Raw genomic sequence first — 15657 nt, 5'->3', positions numbered from 1 at the left:
ATGAAAATCAGCCAAAGAGTCTGCATTTTTCTACCTTCCCTTGAAGGTGGCGGAGCCGAGCGCGTCATGGCGACGCTTGCCAACGAGTTTGCCCGTAGAGGATTCACTGTGGATCTGGTGCTCGCGAAGGCGAAAGGGCCCTATCTCTCCAGTATCAGCGATCAGGTCAATATCGTAAATCTTGATTGCGACCGTGTATTCAGTGCCCTGTTGCCGCTGTCGCGATACCTGAAAAGCAAGAAGCCTTCAGCGGTTCTGAGCGCGATGACGCACACTAACGTCATTGCCATCCTCGCACGGATGATGTCAGGCGTACATACACGGTTGGTGATCTCCGAGCGGTCAACCATTTCAATGGAGGCTGGCAAGGCAACCGGACTTGCTTCCAAAGTAATCTACACACTGGCTCCGCGACTGTATCGACGAGCTGACAAGATCGTGTGTGTCTCACAGGCTGTTGCGAGCGATCTTCTGGAGTTTGCCCGACTACCTCAAACCCTGGTTCAGACCATCTACAACCCGTTTGACCTGCAAAGAATCAGAGCGCTATCGCAACAACCTGTCGAGCACCCTTGGTTCGCACCCGGGGAGCCGCCCGTCATTCTTGGAATTGGACGCCTGACTGAACAGAAGGATTTTGGTCTGCTCATCAAGGCATTCACTCACGTCAGAAAGAAGTACCCATCCCGGCTTGTCATTCTTGGTGATGGTTCTGACCGTGAACATCTCCTGAAGCTCGCCAACTCGCTCGGACTGAGTCAGAACGATTTCGACATGCCAGGATTTACCGACAACCCGTTCGCATATCTCGCACGCAGTAAGGTTTTTGTACTCTCATCGCGCTGGGAAGGCCTTCCTGGTGCCCTGATCGAAGCAATGGCGTGTGGAACACCCGTCATTAGCACCGACTGTCCAAGTGGACCTAACGAGATCCTGCAAAGTGGTCACTGGGGAACCATCATTCCTGTAGGGGATACCCAGGCGCTCATCATGGCACTGACCGAGCAACTGGATCCCGACACAGTCCGCAAACTGCCAGATGTACGAGTACGTGCCGAGGACTTTGCACTCGAGCAATCGGCCACCAGCTATCTGGGCAGTCTGGCTTTGCCAGTCTATCCGCAAGAAGGGAGAGCGAGCGATTGAGTCCGAGAATTCTTTTTATTTCGACAACCCTCCATACTGGTGGTGCAGAGAAGCAACTGGCGAGACTGTTAACACAGATGCAGCAGAACTCTGGGGAAAGTTCGATTACAACCGCAGTCATTTCGTTGACCGAAAGAGGCAAGGTTGCCGATGAGATTGAAGCAATCGGAGTCCCGGTCTGGTGCCTGAGTCTGCAAGGAATCTCGACATTGCCCAGGGTCGTTTGGCGCTTGAGACAAATGACACGCCAGTTCCAGCCTGACTTGATTCAGGGCTGGATGTATCACGGCAATATCGCAGCGAGCCTGGCAGGCAGAATTGCCGCTGGCAATCCAAAGATTGCCTGGGGAATCCGGCAGAGTTTGCCGGATATTAGTCGCGAGAAACCAATGACAAGGAAGGTAATCGCCCTGTCTGCGCGCGTTTCACGCGGTCCGGATCAGATCATTTACAACTCACATACGGCCAGGTCTCAGCATGAAATGTTCGGCTTTGACGCGACCCATGCTCGTGTCATCGACAACGGCTTCGATCCTGATCACTTCCATCCCGATCCCGCAGCCAGGCGCGCACTCAGGACTGAGCTTGCCATTTCCGAGCGAACCCAGCTGATCGGACTTGTTGCAAGGTATCACCCCTTGAAAGGTCAGGACATCTTTCTTCGGGCAGCAATGAGACTTCTGGAGATCAACCCTGATGCTGACCAGCACGTAAAGTTTCTGATGGCAGGCAGGGATGCGACACCAGACAATCCGGCTCTAGCTTCCTACTTTCAGAATAGCCATCTGGCCAGACACGTCATCTGCCTGGGCGAGAGATCTGACATCCCTTCCATCACAGCAGGGCTCGATATTGCAACATCGACCTCTTGGGGGAGGCGTTCCCGAACGCGGTCGGAGAGGCCATGGCCTGCGGCGTACCTGTAGTCGCCACCGATGTCGGGGATGTTTCCCGTATTATAGAAGGTGCAGGCATCACGGTGACGCCTGGAGACCCCGATGGCATCGCCAGGGCATGGACTGAATTGCTCGCGGATCCAGATCGAAGAGAAATGTACGGAAAGCAAGGACGCGAGAAGGTCATTCGCGAGTTTTCCATCAAAGCGGCAAGTCAGTCCTATTCCAGCCTGTATTACGACTTGCTCAGTGCGACATAACGCGGGTGATACCAGTACAGATGACAACCATTGGCCTTTCTATTGACTCCATGACAATTTCTATTAATAGCGCGCTGAATCCATGTGTGGCCTGACCGGATTTTTTGCTCCCCCAGAATCCTGGCCAGAGCACGCGGAAGATACCGTCCGACGAATGGCATCGACGATATTCGCCCGCGGACCGGACGATAGCGGCACATGGAGTGATCAGCAACACGGCATTGCTTTCGCGCACCGACGACTGTCCATTCTTGATCTGTCTCCGGCCGGGCATCAACCGATGCACTCACACTCTGGTCGATACGTGATTGTGTTCAATGGAGAGATATACAACCATCTCGACTTGCGCAAGGAACTGGACGACAGCGCTTCTGGGACCTCACGCTTTTGCTGGAAAGGGCACTCAGACACTGAGACGCTACTCGCAGCGATTGAGACATGGGGACTGGAGACCACGCTAAAAAAGGCGGTGGGCATGTTTGCGCTTGCGCTCTGGGACCGACAGAACAGAGCCCTCAAGCTGGCACGCGACCGGGTTGGAGAAAAGCCACTCTATTACGGATGGGTTCGAGGCGCGCTCGTATTCGGGTCTGAGCTCAAGGCACTAAGAGCCTTTCCGGGGTTCGACAACCCGATCGAACGACAAGCGCTAGCCCTCTACATGCGGCACAACTACGTACCTGCACCTTGGAGCATTTACCAGAAGATCTGGAAACTCCCCCGGGCTCCTGGGTTGAGTTTGATATGCCGGAAAATACAGCCAGTGCCGATCGTGGGCAGATCCGGAAGTACTGGTCGTTCCGGGATACGGCCCAGGCTGGCATTCAAAACCCGTTCAGAGGTTCTGAAGCGCAAGCGATCGATGCACTTGAACAGCACATCAGGCAAAGCCTCAGAGGCCAGATGCTCGCAGACGTTCCACTCGGTGCATTCTTGTCTGGCGGCATCGATTCGTCCACAATCGTCGCACTGATGCAGTCGATCTCAAGCACGCCTGTCAAAACATTCACGATCGGTTTTCACGAAGGCGAGTACGACGAAGCCAAACATGCAAAAGCCGTTGCCAGACACTTGGGGACTGACCATACAGAATGGTACCTTTCTCCCCAAGACGCCCTGGATGTTATTCCGACACTGCCGGCCCTGTATGACGAGCCGTTTGCTGACTCGTCACAGATTCCGACACATCTGGTTTCGAAGCTTGCACGCCAGCATGTCACGGTTTCCCTGTCAGGCGACGCCGGTGACGAACTGTTCGGCGGATACAACCGCTATTTCTGGACGATGTCAATCTGGAAAAAACTCTCGCGTCTGCCCCATCCCATCCGCAAGGCGCTATCTTCGGGAGCCTCAGCCATTTCCCCTGCTGCCTGGAACCGCATTTTCTCTTCAGTCGAATTTGCACTTCCCTCACGTCTGCGATACAGCAACCCAGGCGACAAGCTGCACAAGGCAGCCTCATTGTTTGGAGCAAAGCAACCAGAGGATATCTACCTGAAGCTCGTCTCACACTGGGACGACCCAGCAGCGGTTGTCCTCGGAGCGGTCGAACCTGAAACAGCGGTTACAGACGCTGACCAATGGCTCGATTGCGACGATATCGAGCGTCGAATGATGTACCTTGACTCCGTGACCTATCTGCCCGACGACATCCTGGTCAAGGTCGACAGGGCAGCAATGGGCGTCAGCCTGGAAACACGGGTCCCGTTTCTCGATCACCGTCTGATCGAATTTGCCTGGAGCATTCCACTCTCGATGAAGATTCGAGAGGGACAAGGAAAATGGCTGCTCAAGCAAGTGCTTTACAGGCACATTCCCAGAGAAATCATGGATCGCCCCAAGATGGGGTTTGGTGTCCCTATAGAACAATGGCTACGAGGCCCCCTGCGTGGATGGGCTGAAGACCTGCTTTCAGCTGAAAGGCTGGAACGAGAAGGATTCTTTAATCCGGTCCCGGTTCGCCAGAAATGGGAGGAGCATTTGTCGGGCCGCCGTAACTGGGCCTACTACTTATGGGACGTGTTGATGTTTCAGGCATGGATGGACTCTGAGCGTGCCTAAACTACTTTTTCTGGTTACCGAAGACTGGTACTTCGTTTCGCACCGCCTTGAGCTCGGGAGGCGTGCCAGCCAAATGGGCTACGACGTGGTTGTCGCGACGCGCTGTGCCGAACACGCGCACCTGATCGAGCAGGCAGGCATCCGGGTCGTACCATTAGAGTTATCCAGACGCGGAACTCGCCCGTGGACAATCATGCGGGAAATCATGCGTGTGCGAGCACTCTATCGCCGGGAACGACCGGATGTGGTACACCATGTCGCACTAAAACCTGTCGTAATTGGCGGGCTTGCAGCCAGATCTCTCGGCATGAGGCGTGTCATTTCAGCAATCGCCGGAATGGGTTTTCTATTTACAGACCAGGATCGGGCAAACAGAACCCGCCGGATTCTGCAATACGTTCTACCTGTCGCGATCGGCCATGGCCTCGCAATCGTTCAGAACTCTGATGATTTTTCGATTGTGCAAGACACCGGCATCCACAAGGACCGCATCCGGTTGATTGCGGGCGCAGGCGTTGACATTGACAGGTTCGCTCCGTCCGCTGAGCCAGAGGGAAGTCCTGTGGTCATGCTGCCCTCACGAATGCTTTGGGACAAAGGGGTGGGGGAGTTTATCGAGGCGACCAGAAGCCTCAAACAGCAGGGGACACAGGCGCGCTTCGTGCTGGTCGGCGACCCGGATAGGGACAATCCCGCAAGCGTTACCGAAACTGATCTCAAGTCATGGGTAACTGATGGATTAGTGGAATGGTGGGGACACAGTGAAGACATGTCGTCAACGCTTGCCAAATCTGCTGTCGTCTGTTTGCCCTCTTACCGGGAAGGCATGCCAAAAGTACTGCTCGAAGCGATGGCATGCGGAAAACCTTGCATTACGACCGATGCACCGGGATGTCGAGACGCTGTTCAGGATGGATACAGCGGCCTTGTGGTCCCGGTTAAAGACGCCGAGAGCCTCGCACGTGCAATCAAGCACCTTCTGGATCAGCCGCTTGAACGATCACGAATGGGGGTCAATGCCAGGGAGCGTGCGCAGAGCACATTCAGCCAGAACACAATCAACAATGCGACACTTGAACTCTACAAGGAAGTGCTTGCATGAAGGTATTGATCACCGGCGGAACCGGATTTGTTGGCCGCCCCCTCAGCACCTATCTTGTCTCGCGTGGACACAAAGTCGTCGTCAGTGTGCGCGACCGGCGTCGGTTCGAACAAGTGGTGCGCTGCACTGACCCGGGTCTTGATGCAGTTTTTCCGATCGAGGTCGCCTCGTTGAGCGCGTCAACAGACTGGACAAAAGCCCTCGCTGGTATTGACGTCGTGATTCACTGTGCTGCACGAGTGCATGTCATGAACGAGGTATCCGAAAGCCCCGCAAATCTCTACTTTGAAACAAACGTCGCCGGTACGGAAGCACTCGCCGATCAGGCAGCAAAAGCGGGTGTCAAACGATTCATCTTCATAAGCTCGATCAAAGTAAATGGCGAATCGACCGGTCTGGATCAACCGTTCACCGCAGACGACGAGCCAGCCCCAATCGATCCCTACGGCATCTCAAAACGTGATGCCGAAAAGCTCCTTCTGAATCTTGCCAACGAGACTGAGATGGAGGTGGTTATCATCCGACCGCCACTTATCTATGGTCCGGGTGTGAAGGCAAACTTTGAAACTTTGATCCGTTCAATCTCGCGAGGCACCCCGCTACCACTAGGGGCGGCAACCCATAACCGGCGCAGCCTTCTCGCGCTTGGAAACCTGATTGATTTGATTCACATTTGTCTGGACCACCCTGGCGCTATGAATCAGATCTTTCTGGCTTCAGATGGTGAGGATCTGTCAACAGCTGAGCTCGCGAGAAGGATAGGACTAGCACTAGGCAAAAAGGCTCGACTCATCTATGTTCCGCGCTGGCTGGTCAAGCTAGGCGCGACTGTACTCAATCGCCCTGGCATCTACGGTCGTCTTTTCGGGTCACTCAGGGTCGATATCAGCAAGAACAAACGATTGCTTGGGTGGGTTCCACCCGTTTCTATCGACAGTGGATTGAGAGACACCACCCAGGCATTCAATCAGCCCCCCCTTTAACCAGAAACGGAGTGGCCCACCAGCCTGGTTCTCATGTGAACCGACAGCGCATACGCCATACCTCGCCAACCGGGTACAGTCAGTCACAGAGCAGATCAGCTTAGGAGTGTGCGCATGTCAGACAGAAGCATCACAATCGAAGGGCGTACCATCGATCGGCAAATCGTTGAGGAGCGAAGTCTCAAACTGGCGAGCGGTCTGGCATCGCTTGGCATTCGCGAAGGTGACGTCGTAGCTGTATTTATGCGCAATCGACAAGCTTACCTTGAGACGATTCTCGCTTGCCGGCGACTCGGGGTCTATTACTGCCCTGTAAACTGGCACTTCACCGCCAAAGAGGTTCAGTACATCCTCGAGGACAGCGGTGCAAAGATCATCTTGACGCAAACAGAGTTGTTGCCAGTCGCAATCGAGGCAAACGCAAACGACACTGAGGTGATATGCGTAGGCCTGAGTGACTCTCTCGCAACCGCTACGACTGCCGTTCCTGCAACGTACATCGAAAAAGCGCAGGATTACGACAAATGGATTCGCTCCCATTCAATCTACGAAGGCCCGATTGTGTCACCGCGCGGTCATATGGCCTACACATCTGGAACCACAGGTCGCCCCAAAGGGGTTGTACGGTTTCCCGTTCCGCTAGAAGACCTCAAGGAGAACCAGGCGGTCGTTGCACGCATCGTTGAAAAAGCATACGGTTTGCGGCCTGGTGCTCGTGCTCTCCTGCCTGCGCCGATCTACCACAGCGCACCCAGCCTCTTTTGTCAGATGTCCTTGCTGATGTGCGATCACCTGGTCGTGACGGATCGTTTCGACCCGGAAGATCTGTTGCAGCACATCGAGAAGTACCGCATCGAAGTCGCATACATGGTACCGATCATGTACGTGCGTCTGCTCAGACTGGAGCCAGCTATACGGCAAAAGTATGATGTCTCTTCGCTTCGATTTGTCGCGTCAACAGGATCGCCCTGCCCTCCTGACGTCAAGCGACAAATGATTGAGTGGTTTGGGCCTGTCATACATGAAACGTACGCATCCAGTGAAGGCGGGTTAATCACACTCGCAACACCTGAGGACGCACTGGCCAAGCCTGGCACCGCGGGCAAGCCTGTCGAAACCGCGACGATCCGTATTCTTGGCGCTGACGGAAAAACGCTGCCTGCTGGTGAGGCCGGACATATCTATGTCAAAAATACGGCCTACGCAGATTTCACCTACCGAAACCGACCAGAGTCAAGACAGGCAATCGAGCACGATGGCCTGATCACGCTGGGCGACATTGGCTATCTCGATGAAGATGGCTATCTGTTCGTGTGCGATCGGGAAACAGACATGGTCTTGTCCGGCGGGGTCAACATCTATCCAGCCGAGATCGAGCACGCATTGGTCGGCTACCCTGGAATTGCGGACTGTGCCGTGATTGGGATGCCTGACGAGGAGTTTGGCCAGCGTCTGGTTGGTGTGATCCAAACCAATGGAGAGCCAGAAATCCCGGCTCTGGATCTTGTTCAGTGGCTCTCCCGACAACTGGCCAGGTTCAAGATCCCGCGGTCCTATCTGTTCATGGAGAGCTTGCCAAGAGACCCGAACGGCAAGATATCAAGAAGCAGGCTGCGCCAGAACCTGCTGAGATCAACCAGGGCGGATTAATTGCCGTGATTCACGGTAGCCCTCCGGGCATGCATCGTAACGCTAACTCGTCAAGACCTCTTCTGTTCCATACCTGTGATCGAATCAATCATGGCGGCAGCCTGTCGCATCGGCCATCTGCCACTTTTTGCTCGCACCATGAAGTCACCGACTACTTTGTTGAATTGATCTGGCACCTCAAGGTTGATTGTGTGTCCACAATTTGGGAGAACACAAAGTGCTGCCGAGGGAATCACGCGTTTGAGCATCAGCCCTGGAGCCAGACATGGCCAGTCTTCGTCACCATTCAAAACCAGTGTCGGGACGGTAAGTCTGGACAGGTCATCCTGCAGGTCATACAGGGACGGCCTCTCACGCTGCACCCCCAGTTGGGTATTGGCTGAGCCCAGCGCACTGTGGGTCTTTAACTGTTCGACAAACTCATCAAAGCCCCGTGCATCATCACGCTGAAACGGAATCCGTGTAGGACCCTGTGCATACCGTTGCGCAAAAGCTTCCATGCCAATGTCCATGAGCGATGACGCAACCACTTCTGCTTCGTGCCTGAACTGGCTGCGCTTCTCGGGCTCTGCGCCATAACCAACTCCGGCAACGCACAACGACAATGCGCGAGCAGGAAGGGTCAACCCAAAATGCAGAGTTGCAAATCCTCCCATGGAAAGGCCAACAATGTGTGCCTTCTCAATCTCCAGCGCATCCATGACGCTCGCAATGTCGCGCACTGCCTGTGCCTGAGAATACGCCTGAACGGACTCAGGCACATCCGACGGCGGATATCCTCTGGCATCGAAGACGACACACTGATACTGTCGACTGAAATGCCGAACCTGAGCCTCCCAGCTTCGACTGTCCCCGGCAAACTCGTGCACAAAAATGATGGGTTCTCCCTGTCCGGTCGACTGGTAGTGAAGACGAACTCCATCCGAAGCTACTGCGTAAGGCATTTCAGTACCTCTATCTGACAATCTGGTTATGTGTCGGAACAATGTCTCACTGATACTGGACAAGCAATCAACCCGTGAGACACTCTCAGGCACGCTGGATATACATCGCCGTCGCCTGCTTGCGCCAGGTTAACGCACTCACCAGAATAAACAGACAACTGGATAAAGCAAACGGATCAGCGGTATTATTTGGTTAATATAACGTATGTATATGATTTTCAATTATATATTTGAGTCCATAGTACACTATACGAACGCAGACAAATCTGCAAGACAGACAGCCAACCTAGAACCAGGAACTCATGAAGGTCAGCGACAGAATCCGTCAATCGATCGAGCAGCAAATTAGAGAAGCCAGCTTACTCCCGGGAGATCCCGTCGACGAGTCCAAACTGGCAGCCACTCATGCTGTCTCTCGTACGCCCGTGCGCGAGGCGCTGCTACAGCTTCAAGCTCAGGGCCTTCTGACCAGTCTGCCTCGCGGCGGCATGGTCGTGGCCAAGATGGACGTTCAACAGCTCCTTTCGATGTGGGAGTTGCTGGCAGAGCTCGAAAGCCTTTGTGCTAGATATGCATGCGAGCGGATGACTAACGAGGAACGCAAGTCACTCCAAGACTTGCATCAAAACACCCTGCCGATCGTTGAGTCAAATGATGAACTCGGATGGCAGCAGGCCAACATGGCATTTCACGAGATTCTATACAGAGGCTCGCGCAACCCCTATCTGCGTCAGGACATCCTGCGCATGCGTACCCAGACAGGTGCCTACAGGCGGCATGCATTTGGAGCAGTAGGACGTATTCCGGCGTCCTACGCCATGCACACTGATATCGTAAAAGCCATCATAGATCATGACTCCAGACAGGCTGCCAGCGCTATGTTTCTTCATATGAGTCCTGGTCACGGCACCAGAGGCGTCACAGACATGATCGTCAATATGCCCAGGGACTTGCTGAACTGACCGCATGGACCAGAAGCTGAACCAGTTACATCACAGCGCTGGTCCAGCACAGTCTCTTGGGCTGTGTTATTTGTTGGTCCAGATATCTGACTCGATCTGACCTTTCAGCTCCGGATAATCATCACTGTTAAACCGAGGCGTGCCAGTGCGCTTCTGATCCAGATAGTCTCTGGTGAGCTTGATGACCACCTTTGAGAGCAGCACGATGGCGATCAGGTTTACGCTGGCCATCAGCCCCATCGCAGCATCGGCGGCGTTGAACACCGTCAAAACACTCTCGTAGGCACCCCATACCACCATGAGCAGCACGCCCGCGCGAAGTGCGTTACGCCAGAAATGTCCGTGGGCATTCAGATAACTCAGTGCGTTCTCTGCGTAAGCGTAATTGCCAATGATGGACGTAAACGCAAACAACAGCACCGCGATCGCGATGAAGTAGACCCCGGCACCGCCAACATGAACGGAAAACGCCTCCTGTGTCAGGGCGGCACCTGTCATCCCCGGTGCCCCGGACAACACTCCCGACAACAGAATGAGAACTGCCGTGGCCGTGCAGATCAGAATTGTGTCGATAAACACACCCAAAGCCTGAACAAAGCCTTGGGACGAAGGATGATGCGGTTGCGGGGTGGCGACAGCAGCAATGTTAGGCGCGGACCCCATGCCAGCTTCGTTGGAGTACAGGCCACGCTTGATACCCTGAAGCATGGCCCCTATCACGCCGCCCACAGCTGGCTCGAACCCAAAAGCGCTCTTGACGATCAGCGCAATGACTCCAGGCACTTCCGTGAAATTGACGATCATGACGTAGATCGCCAGCAACAGATACGCGATTGCCATAAAAGGCACCAGCAACTCGGCGACTTTAGCAATTTTCTGTATCCCTCCAAAGATGATGACTCCGGTGAGGACCGCGATCGCAACACCCACCCAGAGCTTGGGCACACCAAACGCCCCTTCCATCGCCTCGGCAATCGAATTAGCCTGGACAGCATTGAACACCAGCCCAAACGCAAGAATGAGACAGATCGAGAATATGACAGCAGCCCACGGCGCCTTCAAGCCGTTTGCAATGTAGAACGCCGGACCACCTCTGAAGTTGCCCTCTTCGTCCCGTACCTTGTACAACTGGGCGAGCGTGCTCTCCGCATAAGCGGTCGCCATACCGAGAAGCGCAACCACCCACATCCAGAAGATCGCCCCTGGCCCACCCAGTGAAAGGGCAACGGCCACACCGGCGATGTTGCCTGTCCCGACTCGCGAAGCCAGGCTTGTACACAATGCCTGGAACGGCGTGATTCCACCCTTGTCTGCCTCCGGAGCCTGCATCACCAACCGGAAAAACTCCGGAAAGTGGCGAAACTGCAAGAACCCGAGCTTGAGCGTGAACCACACACCAACGGCCAGCAAACCGTAGATGAGAACGTAGTTCCAGAGGATGCCGTTGATGAAATCGATAATGAGGTCCATGCGTAATCCAGTCAAAAGTCAAGTCACCCGGTGCACCACGCCCAGGCTCTTCAGCACCCGTATTGTATTGTCCGGTCACCTGTTTGCCACACGCAGAACCAGGCAATTCTAAGATCTCTTTTATCCCACTCTGGCATCAAAAGTAAGTGGTGAAAACAATAACCACCACACTGGAACGCCGAGTTTTGCGAGCAATCCGTTCTGTACAGGAAATTTGCACGAATGATGACTCACACCCTTTCCAGTCGCCGCACACGTCTGCCCTGCTGCGAGACGGAACAACTACACGAAGAATCGCTCCAGGTTGCAATGCTGCGACGTGACACGGCGTGTCGCAATCAACGCCTGCGTCAAGACGAGCGTTTCGCATCCTTTGTTTGAGCCACTTTATGGCACGGATATATTCAGAAGCACAAAGTCAACGTGAGATAATGAAAAGTTCGAAGCGTTACACTCGACCAATCACCCGATCTCCTCATTGTTCTCTACGCCATGAACCTGTCAAGTCTGCTTTCCAATCATTTCGATGATCACATCGAGACAGCAAGCCGAACGCTGGATGCGCTTGGAACCCCGTTAGAAGTCGCGATCGAGGTCTGTTTTCAGGCACTGACCAATGGCTCCAAGGTGCTCGCATGCGGCAATGGCGGATCTGCTGCTGACTCACAACATTTCGTGGCCGAACTGGTTGGGCGCTTTGAGCGGGAACGCTTGCCGCTTGCTGCGGTCACACTGAGCGCGGACACATCGATCATGACCGCAGTTGGCAACGACTATGGATTCGACCAGGTTTTTTCGCGTCAGGTAGCTGCGCTGGGCATGCCGGGGGATATTCTGCTTGCCATTTCGACAAGCGGTAACTCTGGCAACGTCCTGCAAGCCATCCAGACGGCACATGAAAGAGAGATGGCTGTCATCGCTCTGACAGGCCGAGACGGCGGCAAGATCGGACAGATGCTCTACGAAACCGACGTTCATTTATGCGTCCCACACCACCGAACCATGCGAATACAGGAGATGCACATTCTGTTACTCCATCTTATTTGCGACGGTATCGATGCCTTGCTTCTGGGGGAGCCACAATGACAGTACACAGCACATCCATTTCGAGTAAAAGCAACGGAGCTGTCCTGCACGACCAGCATTCGACCCAGCCAGCATGCCCGGGTACAAGTGCTATGCGCCTGGTCCTCATGAGCGCGATGACTGCCATGAGTCTCGCCATTGCGGGTTGCGCACCCATGGTTGTCGGTAGTGCGGCCCTGACAACCGCTTCAATCGCATCGGATCCACGTACGACCGGCCAGCAACTTGAGGACACCGAGATCGAGTTCAAGACAGCCAGTCTGTTGCAGTCACAGTTTTCGGAACTCGCCAGGATCAACGCCTCGTCTTACAACGGTGTCGTTCTGCTGACTGGTGACGCCAGTGATGCAGAGGTCCGTAACAAGGCGGTGAGTCTGGTCAGCGGCATACCCAACGTGAAGTCGGTCATCGACCGGATCAACGTCGGCAGCAAACTGCCCTTCTCGCAAGTCACCGCGGACACATGGTTGTCTTCGAAAATTCGCACCACTCTGATTGCCACCCGAGGTATCCCTTCCGGCTCACTCAAAGTGACTGTTGAGGACGGTAACGTATACATCCAGGGCATCGTGACCCAGCAGCAGGCTTCCGACATCGCAAGGACCGTCAGCTCTATCAGCGGAGTCAAGGAAGTGTTCACCCTCTTTGACATCCGCTCAGAAGAGGAAATCAATCGACTGAGAGGTGGGACCGACCCGAACCCGGTGCAGACAGGTGGCAGTGGAGCATCGGCCTCTCAGCAACCTGCCACAAGCACGAGCGTGGCACCGGGGCCAACCCCAAGTACGGTACCCGTTTTACCGCAATCCTCCCCACAGGCACGACCCATCTGAGTTGCAGGCAAATTTCAAATGCAAACCTGACCGAATGACACCATGAAAAAGCTCGTATCAATCCTGGTTCTCGCCTGCCTGATCGGCGCAGGCGCGTGGTTCCTGTTAGCGCCGAAGCCCCAGGCGCCAGCAGTCACGTTTCATACTCTGGAAGAGCAACAGATCCCGCTTGAGGACATGCGCGGCAAGGTCGTACTGGTCAAGTTCTGGGCAACCAGTTGCGTCACCTGTGTACGTCAAATGCCCGATACAATCGCTCTTTACGAAGAGTTTGCGCCTGAAGGTTTTGATGTTGTAGCGGTCGCCATGTCTTATGATCCGGTCCCGTACGTTAAACAGTTCGCCCAGACTCGAGAGTTGCCTTTTACCGTGGCGATTGACGGCTCCGGCGAAGTCGCCAAGGCGTTTGGAGATGTCCGACTGACCCCGATTGCCTTTCTGGTTGGCAAGGACGGGTCCATCATCAAGCGGTACCTGGGCAACTATGACAAACAGGAATTGAAAAACACCGTGCAGACAGCTCTGGCGAGCTGATCATTCCCACCACTCCACACCACATAAGGGTCCGCCATGTCGAACTCCGCTGACTCCCTCGCACTCGCTCCGGATCTCGTTGCCCGGGTTCTGTCAGAATCACTGCCGTATATCCGACAATTCCATGGCAGAACGATCGTCATCAAGTATGGTGGCAACGCCATGACAGAAGAGGTTCTGCAGCGAAGTTTTGCGCATGACGTCGTTCTGTTGAAGCTTGTCGGGATGAATCCGGTGGTCGTGCATGGCGGCGGACCGCAGATCGATCAGGCGCTGAACCTGATTGGCAAGAAGGGAACTTTTGTGCAGGGAATGCGGGTGACCGACCATGAAACCATGGAAGTGGTTGAATGGGTACTTGGTGGCCAGGTCCAGCAAGACATCGTCATGATGATCACCGAAGCGGGCGGAAAGGCCGTCGGCCTGACCGGAAAGGACGGCGGACTTATCCGGGCGCGCAAGAAGCTGATGGAGAACAAGGACGACCCCGAGAACCCGTTTGATATCGGATTCGTTGGTGACATCACGCAGATCGATCCTGCTGTGGTTAAAGCCTTGCAGAAAGATCAGTTCATACCGGTCATTTCACCAATCGGATTTGGAGAGGATGGTCTGGCGTACAACATCAACGCGGATGTGGTGGCGGGCAAGATCGCAGAAGTGCTTGGCGCTGAAAAGCTGCTGATGATGACCAACACCCCTGGTGTACTCGACAAAGATGGCAATTTGCTGGGCGAGTTGTCTGCTCGCAAAATTGACGCATTGTTCGAAGACGGCACGATATCCGGTGGCATGCTGCCCAAGATCTCGTCTGCACTCGACGCTGCCCGCAACGGAGTCAAATCCGTGCATGTCGTCGATGGACGGGTGCCGCACTGCCTGTTGCTCGAAGTACTGACTGATCGAGGCGTAGGCACCATGATCTCGTCGCACTAATGTCTTACAGGCAACTGACACGCCCTGCGACTCGCGTTCGCAGGGCCAGCATTCACAGATCAAGTCACCGTCCTGATGACTGGGTGTGGCTATTCGATCTGGACAACACCCTGCACGACACCTCCCACAAGATCTTCGCGCACATCAGTGTCGGCATGACTGAAGCTGTGATGGAAAGTCTGAACGTCGATGAGACCACTGCACATGAGCTACGCCGTAAATACTGGGAGCAATACGGTGCCACCATGATCGGACTGGCCAAACACCATGATGTCGACCCCCACCAGTTTCTTTATCGCAGCCACTCTTTTGATGTCAGGCCCCTGATCAAAGCAGAGAAAGGATTGGCTCACCGCTTCAGAAAGCTACCCGGGCGCAAAGTTCTGGTCACCAATGCGCCTCTGCACTATGCCAAAGCCGTTTTGATGCACCTCGGCATCCTGAAAGACTTCGAAAGCATCTGGTCTGTCGAGCACATGCGGGTTCACGGACACTACCGCCCTAAACCCTCTGTATCACTGATGCGCCACATACTGGCTTGTGAAGGGACACGTCCAGGTAGAACCGTTCTGATCGAAGATACACTCAGCAACTTGAAAGCCGCTCGCGCAGTCGGGTTGCGCACAGTGCACATTTACCATCCAGGCACGCCCTTTGCGCACAGAAGAAAGGGCCGACCTCACTATGTCGACCTGCGCATCAATCAGATCCGGGACTTGCTGACGGGACGACGCAAGCTGACCCGCAGATCCACATTATCTGAGCCATCGTATTTACACCGTGATTAAGCAAAC

12 protein-coding genes and 3 pseudogenes are annotated in these 15657 nt (G+C 54.6%); 13 read left to right on the top strand and 2 right to left on the bottom strand.

Features of this window, described 5'->3' with window-relative positions:
• The 7 genes and pseudogenes from DBV39_RS16145 to DBV39_RS16115 all read left to right on the top strand — a co-directional run bounded on the left by DBV39_RS16145 (position 1) and on the right by DBV39_RS16115 (position 8098).
• Positions 1-1146 carry a glycosyltransferase gene (locus DBV39_RS16145; RefSeq protein ID WP_227870679.1) on the top strand — a complete coding sequence of 382 codons (1146 nt, stop codon included), beginning with the start codon at positions 1-3 and terminating at the stop codon, positions 1144-1146.
• A 77-nt stretch (positions 1147-1223) separates the two neighbouring features.
• Positions 1224-1625, top strand: a pseudogene (locus DBV39_RS20685) (glycosyltransferase); the annotation flags it as partial.
• Between the two features lie 3 nt (positions 1626-1628).
• A pseudogene (locus DBV39_RS20680) lies at positions 1629-2302 on the top strand (glycosyltransferase).
• An 82-nt stretch (positions 2303-2384) separates the two neighbouring features.
• Positions 2385-4363, top strand: a pseudogene (gene asnB / locus DBV39_RS16130) (asparagine synthase (glutamine-hydrolyzing)).
• Positions 4356-5465, top strand: a complete 1110-nt coding sequence (locus DBV39_RS16125) for a glycosyltransferase family 4 protein (protein WP_227870678.1) — start codon at positions 4356-4358, stop codon at positions 5463-5465. The pseudogene asnB and the gene DBV39_RS16125 overlap by 8 nt, the downstream one beginning before the upstream one ends.
• Complete coding sequence (locus DBV39_RS16120; RefSeq protein WP_108622413.1) at positions 5462-6448, top strand: UDP-glucose 4-epimerase family protein; 987 nt, start codon at positions 5462-5464, stop codon at positions 6446-6448. Before DBV39_RS16125 ends, DBV39_RS16120 begins: the two co-directional genes overlap by 4 nt.
• Positions 6449-6562: 114 nt before the next feature.
• Positions 6563-8098, top strand: coding sequence for an AMP-binding protein (locus DBV39_RS16115; protein WP_108622412.1), 1536 nt, complete (start codon positions 6563-6565; stop codon positions 8096-8098).
• Positions 8099-8148: 50 nt separating this feature from the next.
• On the opposite strand, the gene DBV39_RS16110 is transcribed toward DBV39_RS16115, so the two are convergent.
• Complete coding sequence (locus DBV39_RS16110; RefSeq protein WP_108622411.1) at positions 8149-9042, bottom strand: alpha/beta fold hydrolase; 894 nt, start codon at positions 9040-9042, stop codon at positions 8149-8151.
• Between the two features lie 302 nt (positions 9043-9344).
• Here DBV39_RS16110 and DBV39_RS16105 point away from each other — a divergent pair, with 302 nt between their 5' ends.
• Positions 9345-10004, top strand: coding sequence for a GntR family transcriptional regulator (locus DBV39_RS16105; RefSeq protein WP_108622410.1), 660 nt, complete (start codon positions 9345-9347; stop codon positions 10002-10004).
• 66 nt (positions 10005-10070) lie between these two features.
• On the opposite strand, the gene DBV39_RS16100 is transcribed toward DBV39_RS16105, so the two are convergent.
• A complete protein-coding gene (locus DBV39_RS16100; protein ID WP_108622409.1) occupies positions 10071-11474 on the bottom strand; it encodes an alanine/glycine:cation symporter family protein in 1404 nt (467 codons plus the stop codon).
• A 492-nt stretch (positions 11475-11966) separates the two neighbouring features.
• Here DBV39_RS16100 and DBV39_RS16095 point away from each other — a divergent pair, with 492 nt between their 5' ends.
• From DBV39_RS16095 to DBV39_RS16075, 5 genes are read left to right on the top strand one after another with little or no spacing between them, the layout of a single operon-like run.
• On the top strand, positions 11967-12560 hold the full coding sequence (locus tag DBV39_RS16095) for a phosphoheptose isomerase (RefSeq protein ID WP_108622408.1): 594 nt from the start codon (positions 11967-11969) through the stop codon (positions 12558-12560).
• On the top strand, positions 12557-13393 hold the full coding sequence (locus DBV39_RS16090; protein WP_159079001.1) for a BON domain-containing protein: 837 nt from the start codon (positions 12557-12559) through the stop codon (positions 13391-13393). The genes DBV39_RS16095 and DBV39_RS16090 overlap by 4 nt, the downstream gene beginning before the upstream one ends.
• A 42-nt stretch (positions 13394-13435) precedes the next feature.
• Positions 13436-13927 carry a peroxiredoxin family protein gene (locus DBV39_RS16085; protein WP_108622406.1) on the top strand — a complete coding sequence of 164 codons (492 nt, stop codon included), beginning with the start codon at positions 13436-13438 and terminating at the stop codon, positions 13925-13927.
• Positions 13928-13963: 36 nt separating this feature from the next.
• Positions 13964-14863, top strand: a complete 900-nt coding sequence (gene argB, locus DBV39_RS16080) for an acetylglutamate kinase (protein WP_108622405.1) — start codon at positions 13964-13966, stop codon at positions 14861-14863.
• Positions 14863-15651, top strand: coding sequence for a pyrimidine 5'-nucleotidase (locus DBV39_RS16075; protein WP_108622404.1), 789 nt, complete (start codon positions 14863-14865; stop codon positions 15649-15651). Before argB ends, DBV39_RS16075 begins: the two co-directional genes overlap by 1 nt.
• The last annotated feature ends 6 nt before the right edge of the window (positions 15652-15657 follow it).

The organism is Orrella marina (genome assembly GCF_003058465.1).
GTDB classification, from domain to species: domain Bacteria; phylum Pseudomonadota; class Gammaproteobacteria; order Burkholderiales; family Burkholderiaceae_B; genus Algicoccus; species Algicoccus marinus.
This window is presented reverse-complemented; position numbering and strand designations above follow the sequence as displayed.